This is a genomic window from Ruegeria sp. CDSC002 (assembly GCF_059610905.1).
Genome location: NZ_JBXWOM010000018.1, coordinates 1 through 23,268, shown reverse-complemented (window position 1 = coordinate 23,268; position 23,268 = coordinate 1). Strand labels below are relative to the sequence as shown.

21 protein-coding genes and 1 tRNA gene are annotated in these 23,268 nt (G+C 58.1%); 7 read left to right on the top strand and 15 right to left on the bottom strand.

Features of this window, described 5'->3' with window-relative positions; translation table 11 throughout:
- Nucleotide 1 precedes the first annotated feature (1 nt).
- On the bottom strand, nt 2-1,435 hold the full coding sequence (locus tag AC2FJE_RS22350) for an NAD(P)-dependent oxidoreductase (protein ID WP_496758371.1): 1,434 nt from the start codon (nt 1,433-1,435) through the stop codon (nt 2-4).
- A 229-nt stretch (nt 1,436-1,664) separates the two neighbouring features.
- Here AC2FJE_RS22350 and AC2FJE_RS22345 point away from each other — a divergent pair, with 229 nt between their 5' ends.
- Nucleotides 1,665-2,468 carry an undecaprenyl-diphosphate phosphatase gene (locus AC2FJE_RS22345; protein WP_108860464.1) on the top strand — a complete coding sequence of 268 codons (804 nt, stop codon included), beginning with the start codon at nt 1,665-1,667 and terminating at the stop codon, nt 2,466-2,468.
- Here AC2FJE_RS22345 and AC2FJE_RS22340 read toward each other — a convergent pair whose 3' ends face one another.
- Nucleotides 2,469-3,452 carry a complex I NDUFA9 subunit family protein gene (locus tag AC2FJE_RS22340; RefSeq protein WP_496758368.1) on the bottom strand — a complete coding sequence of 328 codons (984 nt, stop codon included), beginning with the start codon at nt 3,450-3,452 and terminating at the stop codon, nt 2,469-2,471.
- Between the two features lie 198 nt (nt 3,453-3,650).
- Here AC2FJE_RS22340 and AC2FJE_RS22335 point away from each other — a divergent pair.
- Nucleotides 3,651-3,737: transfer RNA gene (locus tag AC2FJE_RS22335), tRNA-Leu, on the top strand.
- Between the two features lie 103 nt (nt 3,738-3,840).
- Here the strand turns inward: AC2FJE_RS22335 and AC2FJE_RS22330 are convergent.
- The 11 genes from AC2FJE_RS22330 to AC2FJE_RS22280 form a co-directional block, all read right to left on the bottom strand.
- On the bottom strand, nt 3,841-4,293 hold the full coding sequence (locus AC2FJE_RS22330) for an SRPBCC family protein (protein ID WP_058279316.1): 453 nt from the start codon (nt 4,291-4,293) through the stop codon (nt 3,841-3,843).
- Between the two features lie 106 nt (nt 4,294-4,399).
- Nucleotides 4,400-5,212, bottom strand: coding sequence for an XdhC family protein (locus AC2FJE_RS22325; RefSeq protein ID WP_496758366.1), 813 nt, complete (start codon nt 5,210-5,212; stop codon nt 4,400-4,402).
- Nucleotides 5,213-5,223: 11 nt separating this feature from the next.
- Entirely contained in the window at nt 5,224-6,411 is a 1,188-nt protein-coding gene (locus AC2FJE_RS22320) for a vWA domain-containing protein (RefSeq protein ID WP_282154097.1), read from the bottom strand.
- Nucleotides 6,411-7,277, bottom strand: coding sequence for an AAA family ATPase (locus tag AC2FJE_RS22315; protein WP_282121211.1), 867 nt, complete (start codon nt 7,275-7,277; stop codon nt 6,411-6,413). Before AC2FJE_RS22315 ends, AC2FJE_RS22320 begins: the two co-directional genes overlap by 1 nt.
- A 103-nt stretch (nt 7,278-7,380) precedes the next feature.
- Nucleotides 7,381-9,798 carry an aerobic carbon-monoxide dehydrogenase large subunit gene (locus tag AC2FJE_RS22310; RefSeq protein ID WP_496758361.1) on the bottom strand — a complete coding sequence of 806 codons (2,418 nt, stop codon included), beginning with the start codon at nt 9,796-9,798 and terminating at the stop codon, nt 7,381-7,383.
- On the bottom strand, nt 9,795-10,289 hold the full coding sequence (locus AC2FJE_RS22305) for a (2Fe-2S)-binding protein (RefSeq protein ID WP_109313028.1): 495 nt from the start codon (nt 10,287-10,289) through the stop codon (nt 9,795-9,797). The genes AC2FJE_RS22310 and AC2FJE_RS22305 overlap by 4 nt, the downstream gene beginning before the upstream one ends.
- A gap of 14 nt (nt 10,290-10,303) precedes the next feature.
- On the bottom strand, nt 10,304-11,137 hold the full coding sequence (locus tag AC2FJE_RS22300) for an FAD binding domain-containing protein (RefSeq protein WP_496758358.1): 834 nt from the start codon (nt 11,135-11,137) through the stop codon (nt 10,304-10,306).
- 139 nt (nt 11,138-11,276) lie between these two features.
- Nucleotides 11,277-12,374: an MHYT domain-containing protein gene (locus tag AC2FJE_RS22295; protein ID WP_282171101.1), complete on the bottom strand. Its 1,098-nt coding sequence runs from the start codon at nt 12,372-12,374 to the stop codon at nt 11,277-11,279.
- A gap of 142 nt (nt 12,375-12,516) precedes the next feature.
- Entirely contained in the window at nt 12,517-13,521 is a 1,005-nt protein-coding gene (locus AC2FJE_RS22290; protein ID WP_282171102.1) for an ABC transporter substrate-binding protein, read from the bottom strand.
- Nucleotides 13,500-14,867, bottom strand: a complete 1,368-nt coding sequence (locus AC2FJE_RS22285) for a sensor histidine kinase (protein ID WP_058275187.1) — start codon at nt 14,865-14,867, stop codon at nt 13,500-13,502. The genes AC2FJE_RS22290 and AC2FJE_RS22285 overlap by 22 nt, the downstream gene beginning before the upstream one ends.
- The gene (locus AC2FJE_RS22280; RefSeq protein WP_282154090.1) at nt 14,857-15,525 is read right to left on the bottom strand and encodes a response regulator transcription factor; all 669 of its coding nucleotides are present in this window, start codon (nt 15,523-15,525) and stop codon (nt 14,857-14,859) included. Before AC2FJE_RS22280 ends, AC2FJE_RS22285 begins: the two co-directional genes overlap by 11 nt.
- A gap of 108 nt (nt 15,526-15,633) precedes the next feature.
- Between AC2FJE_RS22280 and AC2FJE_RS22275 the strand changes: the two genes are divergently transcribed.
- The 5 genes from AC2FJE_RS22275 (at nt 15,634) to AC2FJE_RS22255 (ending at nt 20,629) form a co-directional block, all read left to right on the top strand.
- Nucleotides 15,634-16,611, top strand: a complete 978-nt coding sequence (locus tag AC2FJE_RS22275; RefSeq protein ID WP_058275185.1) for a tripartite tricarboxylate transporter substrate binding protein — start codon at nt 15,634-15,636, stop codon at nt 16,609-16,611.
- A gap of 69 nt (nt 16,612-16,680) precedes the next feature.
- Nucleotides 16,681-17,163, top strand: coding sequence for a tripartite tricarboxylate transporter TctB family protein (locus AC2FJE_RS22270; RefSeq protein WP_058275184.1), 483 nt, complete (start codon nt 16,681-16,683; stop codon nt 17,161-17,163).
- Between the two features lies 1 nt (nt 17,164).
- Nucleotides 17,165-18,676 carry a tripartite tricarboxylate transporter permease gene (locus AC2FJE_RS22265; RefSeq protein ID WP_058275183.1) on the top strand — a complete coding sequence of 504 codons (1,512 nt, stop codon included), beginning with the start codon at nt 17,165-17,167 and terminating at the stop codon, nt 18,674-18,676.
- Nucleotides 18,666-19,853 carry a CaiB/BaiF CoA transferase family protein gene (locus AC2FJE_RS22260; protein WP_496758351.1) on the top strand — a complete coding sequence of 396 codons (1,188 nt, stop codon included), beginning with the start codon at nt 18,666-18,668 and terminating at the stop codon, nt 19,851-19,853. The genes AC2FJE_RS22265 and AC2FJE_RS22260 overlap by 11 nt, the downstream gene beginning before the upstream one ends.
- Nucleotides 19,850-20,629: a citryl-CoA lyase gene (locus tag AC2FJE_RS22255; protein WP_282121204.1), complete on the top strand. Its 780-nt coding sequence runs from the start codon at nt 19,850-19,852 to the stop codon at nt 20,627-20,629. Before AC2FJE_RS22260 ends, AC2FJE_RS22255 begins: the two co-directional genes overlap by 4 nt.
- A gap of 4 nt (nt 20,630-20,633) precedes the next feature.
- Here AC2FJE_RS22255 and AC2FJE_RS22250 read toward each other — a convergent pair whose 3' ends face one another.
- Both AC2FJE_RS22250 and AC2FJE_RS22245 read right to left on the bottom strand, forming a co-directional pair.
- Complete coding sequence (locus tag AC2FJE_RS22250) at nt 20,634-22,148, bottom strand: heme biosynthesis protein HemY (RefSeq protein ID WP_496761493.1); 1,515 nt, start codon at nt 22,146-22,148, stop codon at nt 20,634-20,636.
- 10 nt (nt 22,149-22,158) lie between these two features.
- A partial coding sequence (locus tag AC2FJE_RS22245; RefSeq protein ID WP_496758347.1) for a COG4223 family protein occupies nt 22,159-23,268 on the bottom strand: 1,110 nt, incomplete at its 5' end.

Here is a 23,268-nt window from a genome sequence, read left to right as displayed (position 1 = left end):
GTTATTCGGCTGCGATGGCAGCCTTGGCGTTGAAGCGATCAATAATCGCATCGGCGCAGTCGCGACCATCACGAATGGCCCAGACCACCAATGAGGCACCGCGCACGATGTCACCAATGGCATAGACGCCGTCCATCTCGGTCGCGCCAGTCTCGAACGCTGCCTTGACGGTGCCCCAACGGGTAACGGGCAGGTCGGGCTGGCCGAACAGGGCGGGCAGATCCTCGGGCTCAAAGCCCAGCGCCTTAATCACCAGATCGGCATCTTCGACATAGTCCGCGCCTTCGATCACCTCTGGTGCCTGACGGCCGGTCGCATCGGGCTGACCCAGACGCATCTTCTGCACCATCACGCCTGCAACGGTGCCGTCGCCGGTAAAGCCCTTTGGCGCGCTCAGCCATTCAAACACCACGCCTTCTTCCTCGGCGTTTTGAGTTTCGCGCTGCGAACCCGGCATGTTCGCCCGGTCACGGCGATAGAGGCATTTGACCGACGTGGCACCTTGCCGGATCGAGGTCCGCACACAATCCATCGCGGTATCACCGCCACCAATAACCACCACCTTCTTGCCTTCGGCATTCAAGCGGCCATTGTCGAAATCTTCGACGTCATCGCCAAAACTTTTGCGGTTCGAGGCAGTCAGGAAATCGATGGCTTTTTCGATTCCAGCCAGACCGCTGCCGGGCATGGACAGATCGCGCGATTTGTACACACCTGTCGCAATGATCACCCCATCATGCTTGGTGCGGATTTCTTCGAACTTGGCGGCGTCCACATCGCAGTTCAGCACAAACTCGACTCCGCCATCGGCCAGCAGGTCATTGCGGCGCTGCACGATGTCTTTTTCCAGCTTGAACCCCGGAATGCCGTACATCAGCAGACCACCTGCGCGATCATAACGATCATAGACGGTGACCTGAATGCCCGCCCGGCGCAGCATGTCCGCGGCAGCCAGGCCGCCGGGGCCGCCACCGATGATGCCAACGCTTTCGCTGCGCTCGGCAACAGGAGCGGTGAGTTTCACCCAGCCTTTGTCCCAGGCGGTGTCGGTAATGTACTTCTCAATCGTGCCAATAGTGACCGTGCCGTGGCCCGATTGCTCGATCACGCAGTTGCCTTCGCACAGACGGTCCTGCGGGCAGATTCGGCCACAGATCTCGGGGAATGTGTTAGTGGCTTGGCTGGTTTGATAGGCCTCTTCCAGACGCCCCGTCGCGGTCAGGTGCAGCCAGTCAGGGATATTGTTGTGCAGCGGGCAATGCGACTGGCAGTATGGAACACCACACTGACTGCATCTGCTGGCTTGTTCCTTGGCTTTTTCTGCTGCGAATTCGGCGTAGATTTCATCAAAATCTTCTCTGCGGTCATCGGCGGCACGCTTTTCGGGCATGACGCGGTCGATCTGCACAAATTTCAGCATCGGTTGCTTGGCCACGGGTCAAACTCCATGAATTGGCTTGGTCACGTCTCTTTAAGAGATGCGACATCGGATGAAAAGTCAACTGTACTGACCTAATTTCGAAAACTGGAGAGAAATTTAGTGGTCGTTTGAATTTAAATGCGATTTTTAGTTCCGATTCGGACCTATATGCACGCTTTCCTTTTCCACAGAGCACTTATACCCATTGGGCAAACAAAGACGTGACCACAACACGGCGGGGCAGATGGGTCTTTTTCAATTGATTCTCGCGGCGATTATTCAGGGTATCACTGAGTTTTTGCCGATCTCTTCATCTGGTCACTTGATACTGCTGCCCAGCCTGACCGGGCTGGACGATCAAGGTCTGGCCATCGACGTGGCCGTGCATGTGGGCACTTTGGGTGCCGTGGTTCTGTATTTCTGGTCCGATGTGAAACAGGCCGTCTCCGGTCTTCCCCGGGCGTTGACCGGCCGGGTCGACACACCACAGGCGCAGCTGGCCATGGGTCTGATCATCTCCACGATTCCCACAGTGGTTGTCGGGGCTATCCTGTTCAAAACCGGCCTGATCGAGGCCTTCCGGTCAATGGCGGTCATTGGCTGGACCATGCTGGTTTTTGGCCTTGTCCTGTATTGGGTCGATCAAAAAGGGCCACAGACCAAAGAAGCAAGCGAATGGGGTCTGCGCGATGCGTTGATCATGGGGCTGTGGCAGGTTCTCGCCCTGATACCCGGAACATCCCGATCAGGCATTACGATCACCGGCGCGCGCCAACTGGGCTATACGCGAGAGGATGGCGCGCGGATCGCGATGTTGATGTCGATCCCGACGATTCTTGCCTCAGGCGTTTTGTTGTCGGTAGACGTGATCCGCGAAGCAGACGCCCAATTGGCCCGAGACGGGGCAATCGCGGCATTCTTTGCTTTTATTTCAGCTCTGCTGGCCCTGGCCCTGATGATGCGCCTGTTGCGTAGTGTCAGCTTTACACCTTATGTCATCTACCGCGTGATCCTGGGCGCCATCCTGCTTGTAATCGCCTATAGCTGATCAGGTCCGCAGATTGTTGGCCGAGTTCTGAATGTCGTCGTACTGACCCGATGGGCGAAACTTCCAAAGGTAATCTGGCAGCACCGATTCCAACGTCGCTGGCTCGATCCCAAGATCCGCGAACCCCTTGGCCCCTTCGGACACAACATTGTCGCGGCGCAGGTTTTTCAACTGATCGCGCGTCAGGATGTGGTTCGGGAACAGTTGGAAGCTGACGAACTTCAAGATGTCCAACACGCCCGCCATGATCCGGGCCACAAAGAAGGGCATTCCGATGATCACTCGGCGTCGGTGGATCACATCAAGCATCTGCTGCATCAGTGCGCGGAAGGTTTTCACCTCGGGTCCGCCCAGCTCATACACACCGGCTTCAGCTTGGCCCAGGACACCCTGAACAGCGGCCTTGGCCACATCATCCACATAGACCGGCTGGAACTTGGTTTCGGCTCCGACCAGCGGCAGGAAAGGTCCCATCCGGGTCATCCCGGCAAAACGATTAAAGAACTGATCTTCGGTTCCGAAAATCACAGACGGCCGCAGAATAATTGCATCTGGCATATGGGTCAGCACACCGGCCTCACCATGCGCCTTGGTTCGCGAATATTCGCTGTCGGACTCGGCGTCCGCTCCGATGGCTGAGATATGAACCATCCGGGAAATGCCCTGTTCGGCCGCCAAACGCGCGATCAGCTCGGCTCCATCAGCCTGCACCGCGTCAAAGGCGTTCTTGCGCAGCTCGTTCAGAACACCGACGCAATTCACCACCGCATCTGCCCCATGCATCGCCGCCGCGACCGAGGCATCATCACGGATGTTGCACAAAATGGGTTCGACCTGGCCGACCACACCATAGGGCCTGACAAACATCGCCTCATTCGGGCGCCGCACCGCCACCCGGACACGCCACCCTTCATTTGCCATGCGCCGCGTAATATACCGGCCGACAAATCCCGATCCGCCGTAAATCGTGACCATTTTCGACATGAGATGGCTCCTGCTTGTGGGTCCTCTATCGATCTAGCGCTCTGAGGCTTGTCAAACAAGGCGCAATAACGCCGCGCGTCAGTGAAAAGACCAACCAATTCAAACTGAATTTGGATGTGCGAAAAAAACTTTCAAAAATCTTCCCGAATCTGGTTGACCCTTCCAGCCAGTGGGCTTAAACGCCCCTCCACGACACCTGCCCAGGTGGCGGAATTGGTAGACGCGCTAGCTTCAGGTGCTAGTGTCCGTATGGACGTGGAGGTTCGAGTCCTCTCCTGGGCACCAAATCTCCTTAAAATCAAACCACTGATATTCTCTTACCGGAATTGAGTTTCCGTGGGATGTGATCTGACGCGGGCCGGTCCATTCACCGGCCCTGTCACGCGCCTTAAGTGACGGATTGTTCTGAAACAACTTCGCCAAACCGGGTAAAAAATTTGCCCGACAGCTTTTTCGCCGTACCAGCGATTAGGCGGCTGCCCAGCTGGGCGATTTTTCCACCAACCTCGACCTTGGCTGTATAAGCCAGAACGGTTTCGTCCCCATCTTCAGTCAGCGTCACGTCTGCACCACCCTTGGCAAATCCGGCGGCACCGCCCTTGCCTTCCCCGGTCAAGGAAAACTCGTCCGGTGCATTGGCAGTGTCCAGCGTCACAGCGCCCGCAAACCGGGCTTTGACGGGGCCGATCTTCAAGACCACCTTGGCTTCCAGATCTTCGGGTGAATTTTGGATCAGCTCTTCGCACCCTGGGATGCATTCCTGCAGGATTTCGGGATTATTCAGAGCCTTGTAAACCACATCCCGCGGCGCAGAGATGCGGACTTCGTCACTCAGTTCCATTCAACTTTCCTTTGTTCAACAGCATCTTGGATATACCAGAAGCGCGGTCTCTGTCGCCTCTTCCGGAGTTTGTTCGGGACGCGCGGGCCACAGGGACCTCAGGCGTTTAAGCACGTTTCTCATCATGGGACTCCGTTTTGGATTTGTCACTGTTTCGCCAAAGCACAATTTCAGCCAGGATCGACACGGCGATCTCATGCGGGTCGATCGCGTGGATGTTCAGACCTGCCGGTGACTTCAGCCGCGCAGCTCGTATCGGGTCCAAACCTTGCGATATCAGCTTGGCCACCAGCGTTTCGGCCTTGCGATGGCTGGCCACCATCGACACCCGCTTGGCGTCCGTTTGCAGAGCGGCGGCCAGGGCGGCGGCATCGCCCTGTCCTTGCGAAGCCACGACAACGAAGTCCCGCGGCTCAACCCCTAGGTTTTGGACGGAATCCAGAGTGAACCGTTGAAAGTCACCTTCTGTCTCTGACGCGTCACTGAGACACACGCGAAACCCAGCCAGTGCCCCATGGACTGCCAGTGCCTCTGCAATCAGCGACTCGCCAAAAATCACCAATCGCGGTGCGTGCTGATACGGCTCGACAAGCAGATCGACAGTGCCGCCGGACGGGCAACCGCTTTTGAACGTCTGAATGCCATCAGGATCGGCCATGTTCACCACCTTTTCCGAAGGTTTGACCCGGATCATTTGCGGCGAACCACTGGCCAACGCCTGCTGGGCCGAGGATCGAACCGCACGTTGAACGCAGCCCCCGCCCAAATTGCCCAGGATCCGTCCATCTTTTGTAATCGCAGCCTTGCCCCCGGCTTTCGCCGAAGTTGCATCCGCAGTCCGCAACACCGTGGCCACGCAAAAGGCTTCATCAGTTTTGCGCAGCTGCTCAATCGTGTCGAATATGTCGAAGCTTGCCATGTGGGCTCCTTTCACAGCTTACGGAATTGCGGTTCCAGCGCCGCCAGCGCCTCAAGCGTATTTGCGGGCAGGTGCGCGTCCAGATACGGCTCAGCTGCCTGCATTGCGGCGGCAATGGGCTGGTATTCGTGCCAGCCCTTCAGCGGGTTCAGCCAGACGATCCGCCGGGCCTTGCGTCGAATCCGGGCCAATACAACGCCCAGCGCTTGCGGGTCCGAGCTGCAATACCCGTCAGACAGGATCAGTACGATGGTCCGACCGTTCAGTGCGCGCGCGCCATACCCATTCAGAAAATGCTCAAGACTGCCCGAGATATCCGTGCCCCCGCCAAACCCTTCGGCCATCAGCGACAACCGCCCTGCTGCGCGCAGTGAATCGTGGTCGCGCAACGCATCCGTGACGCGCATCAAGCGCGTATGGAACAAATATGCGTCCGCTTCGGTTCCTGTGCCAATCAAGCCTTTCAGGAAAGCCAGAAAGACGCGCGAGTATACAGTCATTGATCCGCTTACATCGCACAGTGCAACGATCCGCATCGGACGCGGTGGGCGGGCGCGACGATACAGTTCCATCGGCTCACCGCCCCGTGCAAGGCTAGCGCGCTGTATTCGGCGCATGTCCAGAGCAGGCCCCTTTAGCGCTTTTTTCCGCCGGCGCGAGCGGCGGTCGCGGATGGCGCGCGCCAGCGCTGTCGCCGCTTGTTCGGCCTGCTTCAGTGCGTCTTCATCCATCAGTTCACGCAAATCCCGACGCGACAGGTTGGCCGTTCGGGTCGCAATCAGCTTACCGTCTCTCCCCACGGCCTCCCCGTCGCCGGCATCAGGGGTTGCGTCCTGATCCGAATCGGAACTGGACTCCTGAATGTCATGGCTTTCTTGCTGCCAGATCATCGGCTTGGCGGATTGCACCCGAACATGCGCGGTTTGCGCCACTCCGGTCCGTTGTTTCCCTGCATTTAGCCAATATGCATCGAAAAGATCATCAAACCGTCGCCAGTCCTCTGCGTCACCCGCCAACAAGACACACAGCGCCTGTCTGGCCTGCGGCAAATCCGTCGCCTCTACTTCCGCCAGCACCGCCAATGCATCCCCGGTCTCAGCCGGTCCGACGCGCATCCCGTTCATCCGCAAATGTGCAATGAAGCCAGACATGCGATCCGCCAGACCAGAGGCACGAGAAGGGAACCGGGTGACCTGCATCACGCCACCTTTCCAATCAGGCGATCCATCACTTCAGGCGGGGCCGCGTCATAATCGGCTGCGGTTTTCAGAAGACAGACAAGAGTCGCCTGAACCTCTTCGCGGGACTGCGCCATGTCGTTGACACCCAATCCTGAAAGGGCTGCCGCCCAGTCCAGCATCTCGGCAATGCCCGGAGTCTTCTCCAAGTCTTCTTTGCGCAAAGCCTGCACAACGCCAACAATCTGGCGCGCCAACTGCCCTTCAACTTGAGGCATGCGGGCTTTCAGGATCGCCATTTCGGTTTCACGCGATGGGTAGTCGAGGAAACTGTACAGACACCGGCGGCGCAATGCATCGGACAAGTCCCGCGTGCCATTCGCCGTCAAAATAACGATGGGCTTTGAACGCGCCGGGATTGTACCCAGTTCGGGAATTGTGATTTGAAAATCCGAGAGGATTTCCAACAGATACGCTTCGAATTCTTCGTCGGCCCGGTCAATTTCATCAATTAGCAGAACCGGAGGGGCATCTTGTGAAATAGCCTCTAATAAGGGTCGTTTCAGCAGATATTCATCTGAGAAAAGCTGTGTTTCACTCGTTCCACCCTGCGCCTCGCTCGCTCGGATCGCCAGAAGCTGGCGCTGATAGTTCCATTCATAAATGGCATGACTGGCATCGAGCCCTTCATAACATTGCAGCCGGATCAACCGGGCGTCCTGCCACGCGGCCAGGGCCTTTGCCACTTCGGTCTTTCCAACGCCAGCAGGACCTTCCAACAACAATGGCCGCCCAAGTTGCTGTGCCAAATGCAGCGCCATCGCCAACCGGTCATCGGAAACATAGCCCTGCGCGGCCAATCCGTTCTGAACGTCACTCAAAGTCAAAACCAGGATCCAATCTTCATCTGGCCAAAAATTCCGGGCGAGGTTCGGAGGGGGTAGAACCCCCTCCGTTCGGTCGGACCGGCAACAGCCGGTTCGAAACCGTTTACCCGTGCATCCCCAACCCGTTGGCGATCTTCCAGATCCGCCAATGATCATGCGGCATATGGCTTTGCACCAACCCAAAGGGCCGGAACGCATCATGTACCGCGTTCGAGAACGCAGGCACGCCGCCGACATTTGGGCTCTCGCCCACGCCCTTGGCACCGATCGGGTGGTGCGGAGATGGCGTGACCGTGTGATCGGTGGTGTAGTTCGGCGTCTCCCAAGCCGTTGGCAGGAAGAAGTCCATCAGCGTTGCGGTCTTGACGTTGCCCATCTCATCATAGGCAATCTCCTGCCCCATCGCGATGGCCAGCGCTTCGGTCACACCGCCATGGACCTGCCCTTCGATGATCATCGGGTTGATCCGCGTGCCGCAATCGTCCAGCGCATAGAACTGCCGAACATCCCATTCCCCAGTATCCACGTCGATCTCCATGACACAGATATAGGCCCCGAAAGGGTAAGTCATATTTGGGGGGTCATAGTAGCTGACGGCCTCCAGACCGGGTTCCAGCCCCGGAATAGCCTGGTTGTAAGCGGCAAAAGCGATCTCTTTCATGGTCTTGAACCGCTCAGGCGCGCCTTTGACGGCAAACCGATCGACATCCCATTCGACATCATTGTCATGCACCTCGAGCAGATAGGCCGCGATCATCTGCGCCTTGGCGCGGATTTTGCGCGCGGCCATGGCTGTCGCAGCACCGGCAACCGGTGTGGACCGAGACCCGTAGGTCCCAAGGCCATAAGGCGCGGTGTCGGTGTCGCCTTCCTCCAGCGTGATGTCATCGGCTGGCAGGCCGATCTCACTGGCGATGATCTGGGCAAAGGTCGTGGCGTGGCCCTGACCCTGGCTGATTGTCCCCAGCCGCGCGATGGCGGAACCCGTCGGGTGAATCCGGATTTCGCACGAGTCGAACATGCCCAGCCCGAGGATGTCACAGTTCTTCACCGGTCCGGCCCCGACGATTTCGGTGAAATGCGTCAGGCCGATGCCCAGCAGTTTGCGAGTCTTACCAGCCTTAAAATCCTCGATCCGTTGCGCCTGTTCCGCCCGCAGACCTTCATAGTCCACGGCCTTCAGCGCTTTGTCCCAAGCGGTGTGGTAATCGCCCGAGTCATACTCCCAGCCCAGCGCGGACTGATACGGGAACTGATCGGCCTTGATGAAGTTGATCCGGCGCAACTCGGCCGCGTCCATGTTCAGCTTGATGGCCAGTACCTCGATCATCCGTTCTATGAAATACGCAGCCTCGGTCACCCGGAACGAACAACGATAGGCAACACCGCCCGGTGCCTTGTTGGTGTAAACCCCATCCACAGCCAGATAAGCAGTTGGGATGTCATATGACCCAGTGCAGATGTTCATGAAACCAGCCGGAAATTTGGTCGGGTCGGCACAGGCGTCAAATCCACCATGATCCGCTGTGGTATGACACCACAAGCCGGTGATCTTGCCGTCTTTCGTGGCAGCTATCTTGCCTTGCATCCAGTAGTCGCGGGCAAACGCGGTGGACATCAGGTTTTCCATCCGGTTCTCAACCCATTTCACCGGTTGGCCGGTGACAATCGAGGCGACGACCGAGCAGACATAGCCTGCATAGGCGCCGACTTTATTGCCAAAGCCACCGCCAATATCGGGGCTGATAACCCGGATATTGTGCTCTGCCAGACCCGAGATCAGCGATACAACGGTGCGGATCGCGTGCGGGGCCTGGAAAGTGCCATAGAGCGTCAGCTTGCCGGTCACCTTATCCATCGAGGCAACACAGCCGCATGTCTCCAGCGGGCATGGGTGGGTCCGATGGTAATAAACCATCTCTTCGGCCACGACATCTGCCTCACCCAGAACAGCCTCGGTCGCGTCCTTGTCGCCCTGTTCCCACGTGAAGATGTGATTGTGATGTTTACGCGGACCGTGGGCACCCTCTGTCTGACCCGCAAGGTCTTCGCGCAGGACGACATCTGATTTTAGCGCTTCGAACGGGTCGGTCAGAACGGGCAGCTCTTCATAGTCAACCTCGACCAACTCGGCCGCATCCGCAGCGATATACCGATTTTCAGCGATGACATAAGCAACTTCCTGACCCTGGAACAGAACCTTGCCATCGGCCAGCACCATTTGCTTGTCGCCCGCCAACGTCGGCATCCAATGCAACCCCAATGGCGCAAGGTCTTCGGCAGTCAAAACAGCAACAACGCCAGGTATCGCCAGCGCAGCCTCTTTGTTCACGCTGACGACGCGGGCATGGGCATAGGGAGAGCGGACAAAGGCGCCAAACAGCATCCCGTCCATCTTGATGTCATCGACGTAGTTGCCCTTGCCTTGGGTAAAGCGCACATCTTCGACGCGCTTGCGCGAACTGCCCATCCCTTTGAGGTTGGCGACGCGTTCTTCGGGGGTCAGAGTCTGGTCGTTCATTCCGCAGCCTCCTTCTGAGCGTTCAGCATGTCGGCAGATGCCGCGATCGCCTTGACGATGTTCTGATATCCGGTGCAGCGGCACAGGTTGCCGGACATGCCAAAGCGGATGTCTTCCTCGGTCGGGTTCGGGTTTTCTTGCAGAAGACGATGCGCGCGGGTGATCATGCCCGGCGTGCAAAAGCCGCATTGCAGCCCGTGATGTTCGCGGAACATCTCTTGCAGAACCCCGAGGCTGCCGTCGTCATTGGTCAGCCCTTCGACAGTAGTGATATCGGCCCCGTTCACCTGTGCCACAAAGGTCGTACAGGACTTGACGGACTTGCCGTCGATATCCACGGTACAGGCCCCGCAATGGCTGGTTTCGCATCCGATATGCGGGCCTGTGATTTTCAAATCTTCCCGCAGGAAATGGATCAACAGCGTGCGCGGCTCGGCCAGACCTTCGACCTGCTTGCCGTTCACGGTGAGTTTTACGTGCATTTTTGACATCGTTGTTCCTCCCCTCAATCCGCGCGACTTTGCGCGCGTTCGATGGCGCGGCGCAGCATCACAGCGGCCACGTGTTTCTTGAATTCGACGGGACCACGATTGTCGGCCACCGGGTCGATGGCTTCGAGCATCGCGGCGACACTACCGCTGACATCCCCATCCGCCAGCGCATTGCTTGCGCTTTCAGACCAGACGGGTGTGTCCGCCAGATTGGTCATCGCGACCGAGGCCTGACCATTGCCAACCATCACGGCAGCTGCCGCTGTCGCATAATCACCGATCTTGCGTTTCTGCTTTTCATAGGCCTGACCCACACCCGCGCCCGGCACCGGGATCGAAATCCGGGTCAGGATTTCCTCATCGTCACGCGCAGTGAAGTAAGCGGCCTCATAAAACTCACGCGCAGCGACACTGCGGCGACCATCGGGGCCAGACAGTTCGAACGTCGCGTTCAGGCATTGCATCAACCCCGGCATATCATTGCCTGGATCACCATTGGCGACGTTCCCACCAACAGTTCCCACATATCGCACCTGAGGATCCGCGATCTGCAGCGCGGCCTCTCGGATCAACGGAATGGCTGTAGCCAAGCCGTCATGAGTGATCAGCTCATGCTGGGTCACCATTGCGCCAAGCGAAACCGTGTCGGCACCAACCTCGATGCCCTTCAGCTCCTCGATAGCTTGCAGATCGACTAGGTGGCCCATTTCGGCCATGCGCAGCTTCATCATCGGGATCAGGCTGTGCCCGCCCGCGATCACGCGCGCTTCATCTCCGTGTTCCTGCAAAATGCCAATGGCCGAGGCGATATCGCCTGGCCGGTGATACTCAAATCCGGCTGGTATCATGTTTTTCCTCCCTGGGTCCAAGCGGTATGCCTTGGGGGACCTGCGGTAAGGAAAGGACGCTGAAGCCATCCGCTCCAGCCAGTGGAAACGGAGAGCGCAGCTTATTTCACGAAATGCGAATGCGCTGCACGAGCTGCGATCAAAGGCCCAGCGCCTCGCGAATGTCCGTTAGGCGGGATCGGCTGACCGGCACCTTGGCTAGCGCATCGACACTATCGAAATAGCAGGTGCCGTTGTCCTTGTGCCTCTCGAACCGCGAGACCTGTTTGGGATTCACCAGATAACTGCGATGAGCCCGCAAAAACCCGTCAGGCGCCAAGCGCGATTCAGCTTCGGTAATGGACCACGGGCAAAACAGTTTCTCGGCGTTCATATAGAGAACGGTGTAGTGCCCTTCGGCCCGGATGGCTGCGATATTGGACGGCTGGGCGAAAAAGGTTTGTCCTTCCCGCTCAAATGGAACCCCGGCCCGCAATGTGGGCTCTGGCTCCCGGGCAGGTTCCGGCGCGCTGGGCGATATGTCTGCTGCCGCAGGTTCGATGAAGGTGATGCCCGTTAGCAGGAATGCACCACAGATCAGGAACACGGAAACAGTGACCCCCATCGCCAGCACCTGATTGTTTAGCGCCGGCCCGGCGCGACCGGCGGTATCGCTTGCGACAAAATCAGTCAGGCCGGTGGCGACAAAATGCATGGTGAAGACCGCCAACCCGAAACACACCGTTCCCAGCAGAATGTTGCGTTGCGTTCGGTTATCATAGGCAACCCAGATTGCCAGCACCGACAGAACGACCGAGGCTAGGGTCGAAATCACCACGTCCCAAAGATTGTAAACGGGGCGGCACAGCTCCATCCCGGCCATGCCGACGTAGTGCATAACAACAATCCCCAAACCCACGATCACGCCTGCACCGACAATTGTACCCATCGTGCGGGGGCGGAAATGTAGGATCAGCAGCGCCAGACCAACCATCAGGATCGCGACCAGCGCTGAGATCAGGGTGATCAAAGCATCGTAGTAAAACAGGATCGGCAGTTGCAGGCCCAGCATGGCCACGAAATGCATCGACCAGATACCACCGCCCAGAATGATCGCAGCCAACGCCACGACCAGTTTGCGTTTCTGATCGTCCAGTTTTGAGGCCCCATGCGTTAGATAAAGGCCGGTGAATCCTGCCATCATCGCAACAGCGAGAGACGCCGCCACAAGCCAAGCGTTATGAGAATAGTCCAACATTTGGATTTACACGCCCTCCCCGACGCGTGGGTGACGTTAGCAAACGGAATTGATTGCGACAATTGATGTTGAAAAGGAATTACAACAGCATCGGCGCTGGTTTCGGTTTTTACCGACCCACCAGGCTTAGGTGACGGTCTTATTACTGAATAACGGCATCTTCCCATGCAGAAAGAAACTTTGTTCGTTTCAACCCGTCAAGAAAGGTCAGTAACGCGGGATCAAGTCCGATTGTCTCGCGCCCGTCAGAACCATCACTCGGCTGCAAAAGAGGAAGCGGGCTGGCCTCTTCAGCCACTGCTGGCCGCTCAGTTACGAGGTATCGCAGCAGCAACTCAGCTGCTTTGGGTTCTGGCGTGGCTTTCGAAACCATCGCTGTGCGCATCATAATTGTTTGAAAATCAGACGGTAACACGACCTCAAGGGCGTCTTTGCCCTCGGCTCGGACGGCGGCGTAACTGCCCAGAACATTGTAAGCAACCAGGATCGAGCCATCCGCTAGGTCATTGATCATTTCGCCCGAGCAGCAATAAAGCCGGACATCCAGGCCGCCCATAACCTCCATCAAGCGCCAATACGTCTCAGACGCGCGCGCATCCTGGGTTGCAAACAGATATCCCAGACCAGATTGGCGAACGTCATAGGTGCCAACTTTGCCCCGAAATTCTTCGGGTCGTTTCCGCAATGCCTCGATCAGGCTTTGCCGGGTCTGGGGGATGGGCTGCCCTTCAAACGCGGTTCGGTTTATCACGATTGTCGCGGGTTCCGAGGTGAATGCGAAAAGGCTGTGGTGCCATTGCGCCCAGTGCGGGACGGGCACATCGTCGATAGACAGGGCAAAGCCGTCATTTGCCAGTTTCAACTGCAGGTCCATCGCGCTCGAGATGATCACATCGAAGGCATCGGGCGTTGCGCGGACTCGACGGTTGATGTCGGCGGTTCCGGAAACGAGGTATTCGACACTAATCCGGGGGTTCTCCGCAACAAACCCCTCGATCACCGGCGCGAACAAAACAGTATCGGTGCTGGAAATCACCCGAAGGCGCGGACCTTCGGCGCTTTCATTAAAGACCAGACGGTCTTCCCAATCGTCGGCCCATCCGAGGCAGGGAGCCACCAACAAAACTAGAGCGATAAGATAACGCATGCGCCCCCCTTTGACCGGTTCTTTAGGATCAATGCGCCCCCATGCGCCGTTGCCACATCCTGTGCGATCGTCAACCCCAGACCGGACCCGATGGTCCCAACCGCGTTCTGTCCGCGTTCGAACCGTCGCGTCAGCGTGTCGATTTCATCAGGCGGAAAGCCTGGACCCGAGTCGCGCACCTGAATCTGGGGTTCGGGATGTGCAATGATCGTGATCTCAACAGCGCTGTCAGATGGTGCGTATTTCATCGCGTTATCGACCATATTTCGCACAGCATTTTGGATCAGGATCGAGTCGCCCGAGTAAGGAACCGAGGGCTCACCCGACAATGAAAGCGTCAGCTCCTTCATTTCGGCAATCGGGATCAGGCGCTGCACCAGATCGCGGATCAGTACGACCAAATCAATCTCTTCCCGTTCCAGATGATCCGCTCGGAAGGTGATCATCGCGTGATCCAGCAACTGCCCTGCCGCGCGCGAGCTTTCGTCGATGGCACGTACCATGGCCTTCAAGGCTTCGCGGTTGTCTTCCCGTTCCACGCGGTGAAGGGTCGCCTCGGCATAAGACCTGACGGTGGCAAGCGGCGTTCGCACCCGGTGCGCGGCTTCGGCGATAAAGTCCTCGGATTGGCTAAGCGATTGGTCCAGACGACCCATGAGCGAATTCAGCGACGTCACCAGCGGCGCCATCTCTTTTGGCACGGGTTTCTTGAACGGGCTTAGATCCTGCGGACCTCTGCGTGTGACCGAGGTCGTCAGTTTGTTCAACTGGCCGATCGTTGATGATGTCACCCAGAATGACAGCGCGGCGGTCAGCAGAAAGAACCCGATCCCCAAATACGCTGCATTGCGTGAAATCTGATCCAGCGTGTCGGATAACGCGTCCTGCGTTTGCCCCAACGCGACCTCAATCTCGGTCTGGCGGCCCAAACCGACCAGCGTTCGGCTGGCGCTGACCTGTCGGACACGCTCGCCGCGGACCTGACCGGTTTGAAAGGCCCACCTGCCTTCAATCGGGCCGTCTGCGAGGCTCAGATCCTCATATCCGGACAAGAATTCTCCATCCTGATAAATGGCATAGAACACCCGGTCATCCGACGGCGTGCTGAGCATGGAAAACGCGGCATAGGGGATGTCCACCTCTAGGTGACCATCCCTAAGCGCTGCGGCATCAAGGATCGACGAGACGGACGCCCCCAATATATCGTCCTGTCCCTGTTGGGCGACTTTTGCGGCATAACTGCGCACCGTCAGGAACAATAGGATCGCCAGGACCGCCGCTCCGCCGATCAGCGTCAACACCAGCCTATTTCTTAGTGATCCCGAAACAGTTGGGCTAGTCGTCATGATCCAACCTGTATCCCAGCCCGCGCAACGTAGTGATTTTCATGCCGGATTTTTCAAGATGCTTGCGCAGGCGTCCGACATAGACCTCAATCGCGTTGTCCGACACGTTGTCATCATAAGAAAACAACCTGTCCGCCAGCTTCTGCTTGGAAAACACCTGACCCGGCGCGTTTATGAACAGCTCGATCATTCTCAACTCGCGATTGCGTAGGGAGAGCGTGACACCATCGACGGTCAAATGACCAGCAACCGGATCAAAGATAATTCCGCCAACTTCAATCGTCGACTTTGAGCTTCCGGACTTCCGACGCAGAACAGCACGGCAGCGGGCCTCAAGTTCCGCATGATCGAAAGGCTTGGTGACGTAGTCATCCGCCCCCAGATCAAGCGAACCGATTCGATCCGAAACCTGACTGCGCGCAGTCAGAACGATCACCGGCGTGTCCAAACGGCTTGCGCGGTGCTGCCTTAGGAACTCGCGGCCATCCCCATCGGGTAACATGATATCCAGCAGGATAAGGTCGTATTCTTCGGTCGCAACAAAGGCGCGCGCATCCTCTAAATTTGCTGCGTGATCAACAACATGACCATCCAGCTGCATGCGGGAACTGATCGCGTTCGCGAGGTCGAGATTGTCTTCGACAAGCAGAAATTTCATGGGCGAAAATCAGTTTCTTTTTGCATGACAGGTTGATGTCAGGTTGGCGTGTTTAGGTGCAGGATAATCTGTGCCGCTGAGCGGCCAGTTGTCAAATGGGAGGACATAATGACAACATTTAACCTGGGCCGTCGGGCCCTGATCGCAGCTGTTGCAGCAATTGGTCTGGTTGGACCTGCCGCATCCGAAGAAGTCGTCGACAGCATCCACTTTCTGATCCCCGGCGGCGCCGGCGGTGGCTGGGACGGTACCGCCCGCGGAACTGGCGAGGCCCTGACCAATGCTGGTCTGGTCGGCACGGCATCTTATGAGAACATGTCGGGCGGCGGCGGCGGTAAAGCCATCGGCTTCCTGATTGAAAACGCGGACAGCAACCACGGCACGCTGATGGTCAACTCGACGCCCATCGTGATCCGCTCGCTGACCGGTGTGTTCCCGCATAACTTCCGTGACCTGACACTGGTCTCGGGCACAATCGGCGACTACGCAGCGATTGTTGTAGGCAAAGATAGCCCGATCAACTCGATGGCGGACCTGCTGGCCGCCTATGACGCTGACCCGGGCGCAACCGCGATTGGTGGCGGCTCGGTACCTGGCGGTATGGACCATCTGGTCGCCGCAATGGTCATGGAAGCTGCAGGCAAGGACGCGCTGGGCGTAAAATACATCCCTTATGATGCGGGCGGAAAAGCTATGGCTGCCCTGTTGTCGGGTGAGATCGCCGCACTGTCGACCGGTTTCTCCGAAGCTGTCGATCTGGCCAACGCGGGAGAGGTTAAAATCATTGGCGTAACCGCAGAAGAGCGGGTCGATGCAGCACCTGACGCACAGACCATGAAGGAACAGGGCATCGACACCACTTTCGTGAACTGGCGTGGATTCTTTGCTGCCCCCGGCCTGCCCGAGGACAAGCTGGCTGCCTATCAGCAAGCCATCGCCAAGATGTACGACACGCCCGAATGGGAAGAGGTTCGTGCCCGTAACGGTTGGGTCAACATCCACAACTCGGGTGCCGATTTCGAAGCGTTTCTGGAAGGTCAGGAACAGCAGATCAGCGACCTGATGAAGAAGCTGGGCTTCCTCTGAGGCAATCTACGGCAGAGCGTTTGGTCGCTCTGCCGTCCCAAAAAACCAAGATACAGGGGAGGGGACGTTATGGCGCTGGATCGCTGGATCGCGCTTATTTTATTGGGTGTTTGCCTAACGTATGGGTACACCGCCTGGTTCACGATGGACGGAAGTCTTCCTCCTTTCATGCAGAGAAATCCGATCTGGCCCAGCACATTTCCAAAGGTGCTGTCTATTCTAGGCGTGGTCGCGTGTTCGATCATCCTGCTTGGCTTTGAAAAGAGCGAGGTCAAAGAGGCCGATATCGATTACCGCAGACTTGGGGAATATCATCTGGGTCAGGCAATTTCTCTTCTGGTGCTCATGGTTGTCTATGCCCTGTGCCTGCGCCCGGTCGGTTTTCTGATCGCGACATCCAGCTTCCTGATCCTCGGGTCTTTCATTCTGGGTGAACGCAAGTGGCACATCATGCTGCCTGTCGCGTTCGTGGCAACCGGATCCGTCTGGTATCTGGTTCAGGAAGTTCTTGGAATTTATATGCGCCCCCTGCCGGGCGTGTTCGGAGGCTGACATGCTTGAAGGACTTCTGATCGGCCTGCAAACGGCATTCTCAATTCAAAACCTGCTGATGGTTGTCGCGGGCTGTCTGATCGGCACGTTTATCGGCATGCTTCCGGGTCTGGGCCCAATGTCGATCATCGCAATCATGATCCCGGTTGCTATTTCGATGGGCGATCCATCCGCCGCACTGATCCTGTTGGCAGGCGTTTACTATGGCGCGATCTTCGGCGGTTCGACCTCGTCCATTCTGCTGAACGCGCCGGGGGTCGCGGGCACCGTGGCCTCAAGCTTTGACGGTTACCCAATGGCCCGGCAGGGCAAGGCGGGCAAGGCCCTGACCATCGCAGCAATCGCCAGTTTCGCAGGCGGCACGATCGGTGCCATTTTGCTGATGGTCTTTGCTCCGGCACTGTCTTCGGTCGCTCTGCTGTTCCATTCCGCCGAATACTTCGCGCTGATGGTGGTAGGTCTTTCGGCCATCGCAGCCTTTGCCGGTTCGGGGCAAGTGGCCAAGGCCATCATCATGACGACCATGGGATTGATCATGGCCACCGTCGGAGAGGGGGCGCTGTTCAATCTTCCGCGTTTCACAATGGGCATCATGGACCTGCAATCCGGGTTTGGCTTCATCACCCTGGCCATGGCGATGTTCGCCCTGCCCGAAGCGTTGTTCCTGGTGCTTAAACCCAAGGACCTGAAAGGTGATGACGGCAAGATCAAGGATCTGCGCATTACCAAGGCCGAGGCGAAGGCCATCACCCCGGTCATCGGTCGCCAATCGGTGCAGGGCTTCTTTATCGGCGTCCTGCCCGGCGCGGGCGCGACAATTGCAAGTTTCCTCGGCTATGCGGTGGAACGGAACATTGCCCCCAAGGATGAGCAGGAGGAATTCGGCAAAGGTTCGATCAAAGGCCTGGCCGCGCCTGAATCGGCGAATAATGCGGCTTGCACCGGATCTTTCGTGCCGCTGCTGACACTGGGTATTCCCGGATCCGGGACGACCGCGATCCTGCTGGGTGCCTTGATTGCCCTGAACGTCACCCCGGGCCCGCGTCTTATGCTGGATGAGCCTCAGATCTTCTGGGCGGTGATCATGTCGATGTTCATTGGCAACCTCGTCCTGCTGATCCTGAACCTGCCGCTGATCCCCTACATCGCCAAAGTGCTGGCCGTTCCGCGCAACTATTTGATCCCGTTCATTTTGTTCTTCACACTGATGGGGGCCTATATCGGGCAGAACAATGCCACCGAATTGCTGATCCTGGTGGGTTTCGGCGTATGCGCAACGGCCTTGAAGTTCGCTGACTATCCGCTGGCACCCCTGCTGATCGGGTTCATCCTTGGCGGCATGATGGAGGATAACTTTTCGCGCTCGATGCAGCTGTATGATGGCATCGCGTTTATCTGGGAACGTCCGATGACCTTGGGACTGCTTGCCATTGCCGTCCTGCTGGTTCTGCTGCCCAGCTACCGCGCACGTCGTGCACGGGCGCGGGCCGCTGGTGTGGCTGATGGGGACTGAACCGCTTAGGGGTGTTCGGGTCCTTGATCTGACAAACGTGCTGGCCGGCCCGTATTGTTGTTACCAACTGGCCCTCATGGGGGCCGAGGTGATCAAGGTCGAACGCCCCAAAAGCGGTGATCTGGCCCGTGTATTGGGGGCTGATCCTGACCGGAACAACGCCGGTATGGGGGTCAGTTTTCTGGCGCAGAACGCGCAGAAGAAATCGGTCACGCTGGATATGAAATCCAGTCGAGGCAAGGCTCTGCTAAAGCAGCTTGTGAAAACGGCGGATGTTCTGGTTGAAAATTTCCGGCCCGGCGTGATGGATCGGTTGGGTCTGGGGTATGACGTTCTGCGTACCGAAAACCCTGCCTTAATCTATTGCGCAATAAGCGGGTTCGGGCAGGACGGTCCGCGCCGCGACGACCCGGCCTATGACCAGATCGTTCAGGGCATCAGCGGGGTCATGTCGATCACCGGCGCGGCGGACACGGCACCCTACCGCGTTGGCTATCCGCTGGCTGATACGGTCGGGGGGCTGACGGCCGCCTTTGCGGTGAGTGCCGCATTGAACGCAAATCCCCGTGGCGCGTTTCTGGATATTGCCATGTCCGAGGCCGTGATCTCGACCATGGGATGGGTTGTGTCCAACTACCTTGTCGGCGGTGTGATGCCCGGCGCGCATGGCAATGAAAACACAACCTCGGCACCGTCCGGTACCTTCGCCACATCCGACAGCCCGATCAACATCGCCGCCAATCGCGATGAACAATGGCAAGCCCTCGCCCGGCATCTTGGCCGCGAGGACTTGCTGGATGACCCTGACTATACAACACGCGAAGATCGCAAACGAAACCGCCACGCTTTGCGGGATGAGCTGGAGAAATCCCTAAAATTGCGTCCCGCGAGCGAGTGGGTCAGCGAACTGAATGGCTTGGGCGTACCCACCGGGCAGGTTCTGACGGTGCCTGAGGCTTTGGCCGATGAGCAGTTGGCCAGCCGGGGACTGATCGGCACGCTACCGGTGCACAGTGAGGACATGCAGCTGGCAGGCAGCCCCGTGGTGATGGACGGGCAGCGAAAAATGCCGAAAGTCTCACCGCCGGAATTGGGCGCGGACAACGATTCAATCTGGTCCGAACTTGGCTTGTCACCGGATGAGATCAAGGAGTTGGCCAAGGATGGTGTGATATGAGCGATGTTTCCGACTGGTGGAGCACATCCATCATTGACATGGAACCCGGGCGCATCGCCCTGCGCGGTGAACCCATCGAGGACCTGATCGGCAACCTCAGTTTCGCTGAAATGATCTGGTTTCTGGTTCGCGGCAGCCGCCCGTTACCCGCGCAGGCAAATCTGTTCGAAGCGGCCCTGGTTGCCGCGGTGGATCATGGACCACAGGCACCTTCTATTGCGACGGCCCGGATGGCAGTGACCTGCGGTTTGCCTTTGAACAACGCAATGGCCAGCGCGGTGAACATGCTGGGCGACATCCACGGCGGCGCCGGTGAGCAGGCGGTTGAGCTGTATCACTTTGTCGGGTCCCACTCGGGCGGGATCGGTGCAGCGATTGACGACTGGATCGACGACCACGGAAAGATACTGCCGGGTTTCGGCCACCGGTTTCACACACCGACCGATCCACGCGCACCGCGACTGATGGCTCTGGTCGCTGAGGCCGTAGAACGCGGCGCGTGTGACGGACGTTTCCGGAAAATCGCGTTGGATATCGAGGCAGAGCTTGCACGCCGCAAAGGCATATCCGTCCCGATGAACATCGACGGGGCCACGGCTGTCATCTACGCAGAGCTTGGGTTCGAACCACCGCTTGCGCGTGGTTTGTTTTGCCTCTCCCGGTCAGTCGGCATACTGGCACATGCGTGGGAGCAAATGCAGCAAGGTGGCCGCAACAAAGGCCCCACACCTCCGACGTACCGCTGGACTTATGTCAGGAACTCGCCTGAGGAATAGCGCGTCAGGCCTGTTTCTCGACCACGGGTTCGACGTCGGGGCGGACTGGTTCCACATCCAATTCGATGATCTCGGGATCAACCGGTTCCTCGACGTCTTCCACTTCAACCTCGACCTCAGCTTCCGGCTCGCTGCTGTCTTCCAACGCACCAACAATCAGAGGCAGCATATGGACACCCGTCGCGCTTGCGATTTCCGGCGTTTGCGGTGTTTGCCAGCTGAGCGTGTCAAAGCTGCTGCAGTTCTGACAGACCGGAGCCCACTCGGGCTGGATGTCATGACAATTGTCGCAGACCCATTGTGGCCCGCGCGGTGCAGTCAGCGCCTTGGCCAGCCAACCCTGTACTACCGCGTCCGAGGACCCCTCGCCCCGTTCAATAGCGGCCATCAACGTGTAACCGCGCGCATCCGCCTGCTTTTCGACCACATCGCCCAGTGCGCGACGCGCCTCGGGGAAGTCTTCGGCCACGATGTTCAGCTCCGCCAAAATCAGACGGGTTTCCATATTCTCAGGGTGAATGCGGGTCAGCGCAGTAAAGCGTTTGATCCGTTCATGTGGCGTTTCATCCGGCGCAATCTCTGCAAAGACATGGGCGAGGTCGGGGTGCGGCTGCACCTCCCACGCTTTTTTCACTATTTTGGTCGCATTGCGCGGTTTGCCTTTTTCAATGTAAGCGCGCGCTGCCATTGCGGCCGCAGGAACCAGATCAGGAGACAGGCGGTTCGCCTCAATCGCGCGCTCTTGCTGTTCGACCGTGGCGTTCTCGTCCAGTATCTCTTTGGCCTCGGATAGGGCCAGCACAGCATCACGTCGCTTGAACACGTCACGCGGCAGGTGACCGGATTTCAACTTGGCAGTCAATGTCGACCGCGCGCCTGCCCAATCTTGCGCCTTGGTCTGAAGACCTAACAAAATGTCCTGTGTTTCCAGATGGCGCGGCTTCATGGCCAACGCTTTTTCGGCCAGTTTGCGGGCGGTTTCGTCATCCCCTTCGGCCAGTTTCTGTTTCATGATACCGCGCACACCGACAAAGCGGGTTGCATTGTCCGTCACCAGCTTTTTGTAGGTGTCAGCCGCCTTTTGGGTGTCACCGTTCATCTCGGCAGCCTGAGCCACCAGCAGGTTGGTCAGCTCGGGTTTGTTCAAAAGCCGCTCTGCCTTGGTGGCCTTGTTCAAAGCCACGCGCCCTTCGCCCGATGCCAGCGCCATCAGACCATCGGACAACGCTTGATACCCACGCTGCTCGCGACTACGATCGAAATAGCGCGAGAGTGCGGTTTCGTCTCCGTTGAGGAACTTCAGCGTGGCGATCAACAGGGTCAGCAGCTTGAACAAAAGCCAAACTGCAAAAACCAGAACGCCCAGTGCGATGACCGATTGCAACGGCCCCAAAGTGTACTCCGTCCCGCCGGCTGTGATCTGTATACCACCGCTGGTTTCCATGAGGGAACCCGCACCCACGGCCAGAAGACCGATAATCGCAACAAAAACTAGAATCTTAAACAGTGACCACAGCATGGCAGGTCCTTCAGTTCGAGTTCACGCTAGGCTGAAGCGCATTGGCGGCATCCACCGCGGAAACCCGCGCCTGGGCTGCCTGCTCCCAATCAGCCATAGCTGCCTGCGCCGCTTCGGGCAGGGATTTAAGTTCGGTCAGGGCCGTTGAGACGTCGCCACTGGACAGAGCCGACTCGGCACGAGACAGGATCGCATCCGGACCATCGCCATCTTGTGGGGTGACCGAACGCGCCCCGGTCTGTCGCTGCAGGAACGCCACCAGACCAGTGGCTTTGTCCGCATCCCGTGCTTCCGCCAACGCGGTTCGCGCAGCGGGTGAGAACGATGCCCGCAAGGTCGACACGCTTGCAACACCCTTATCGGCGGGGCCGGATAGCGCCTCAGGCACATCAACGCCGCCTACCTTCAGTTCGGCGACAAGGTCTGCGTAAGGCTGACCAGCATCCAGTTGACCATGCAGGCGCGACAGGATCGCCGCGTTGGTCGCTGCCAGAGCCTCTGCCGAGGCTTTCGCCTCAAGCGTTTGTGCGTCCGACACCATTTTTTCTACTTCGGCCCGCTGCGCCGCCAGTGAGTCCTGTAATTTTTTCAGTTCGGCCTCAAAGGCTGCCGACGCTTCGGGGGACGCGCCTTGAGTCAGCGCGTCGCTTTCAATTTTACTTAGGCGACTGGCCAAAGGATCAATCTTGCCCGCCAGTTCATCGACACTGGATTTGAGCGTATCCAGATCGGTTGTGATCGGTGTCACCTGATCGGTCAGCGCTGCAATCTTGCTGTCGACGCCAGATGTGTCGGACAGGGATTTTGTCAGTGCCTCGATCTGAGTGGACTGATCGTTGAGCTTCGCCTCAAGCGTCGTAAGCGCATCTGTATCGCCAGATCCGAACAAGCCCGCGCTGCCCGCTGCAAACCCGATTCCCGCAGCGATCACACCGCCGAGCAAAGCGGGGACGAATCCACTGCGTTTTTCTTCCTGCTGCGACTCTTCACGATGCGATTTTTCCGGCGGCGCGGAGTTCTCTTCCTGAGTCAGTTCCACAGCCGCTTCGGCTTCGGCTTCGGCTTCGGCTTCGGCTTCGGCTTCGGCTTCGGCTTCGGCTTCGGCTTCGGCTTCGGCTTC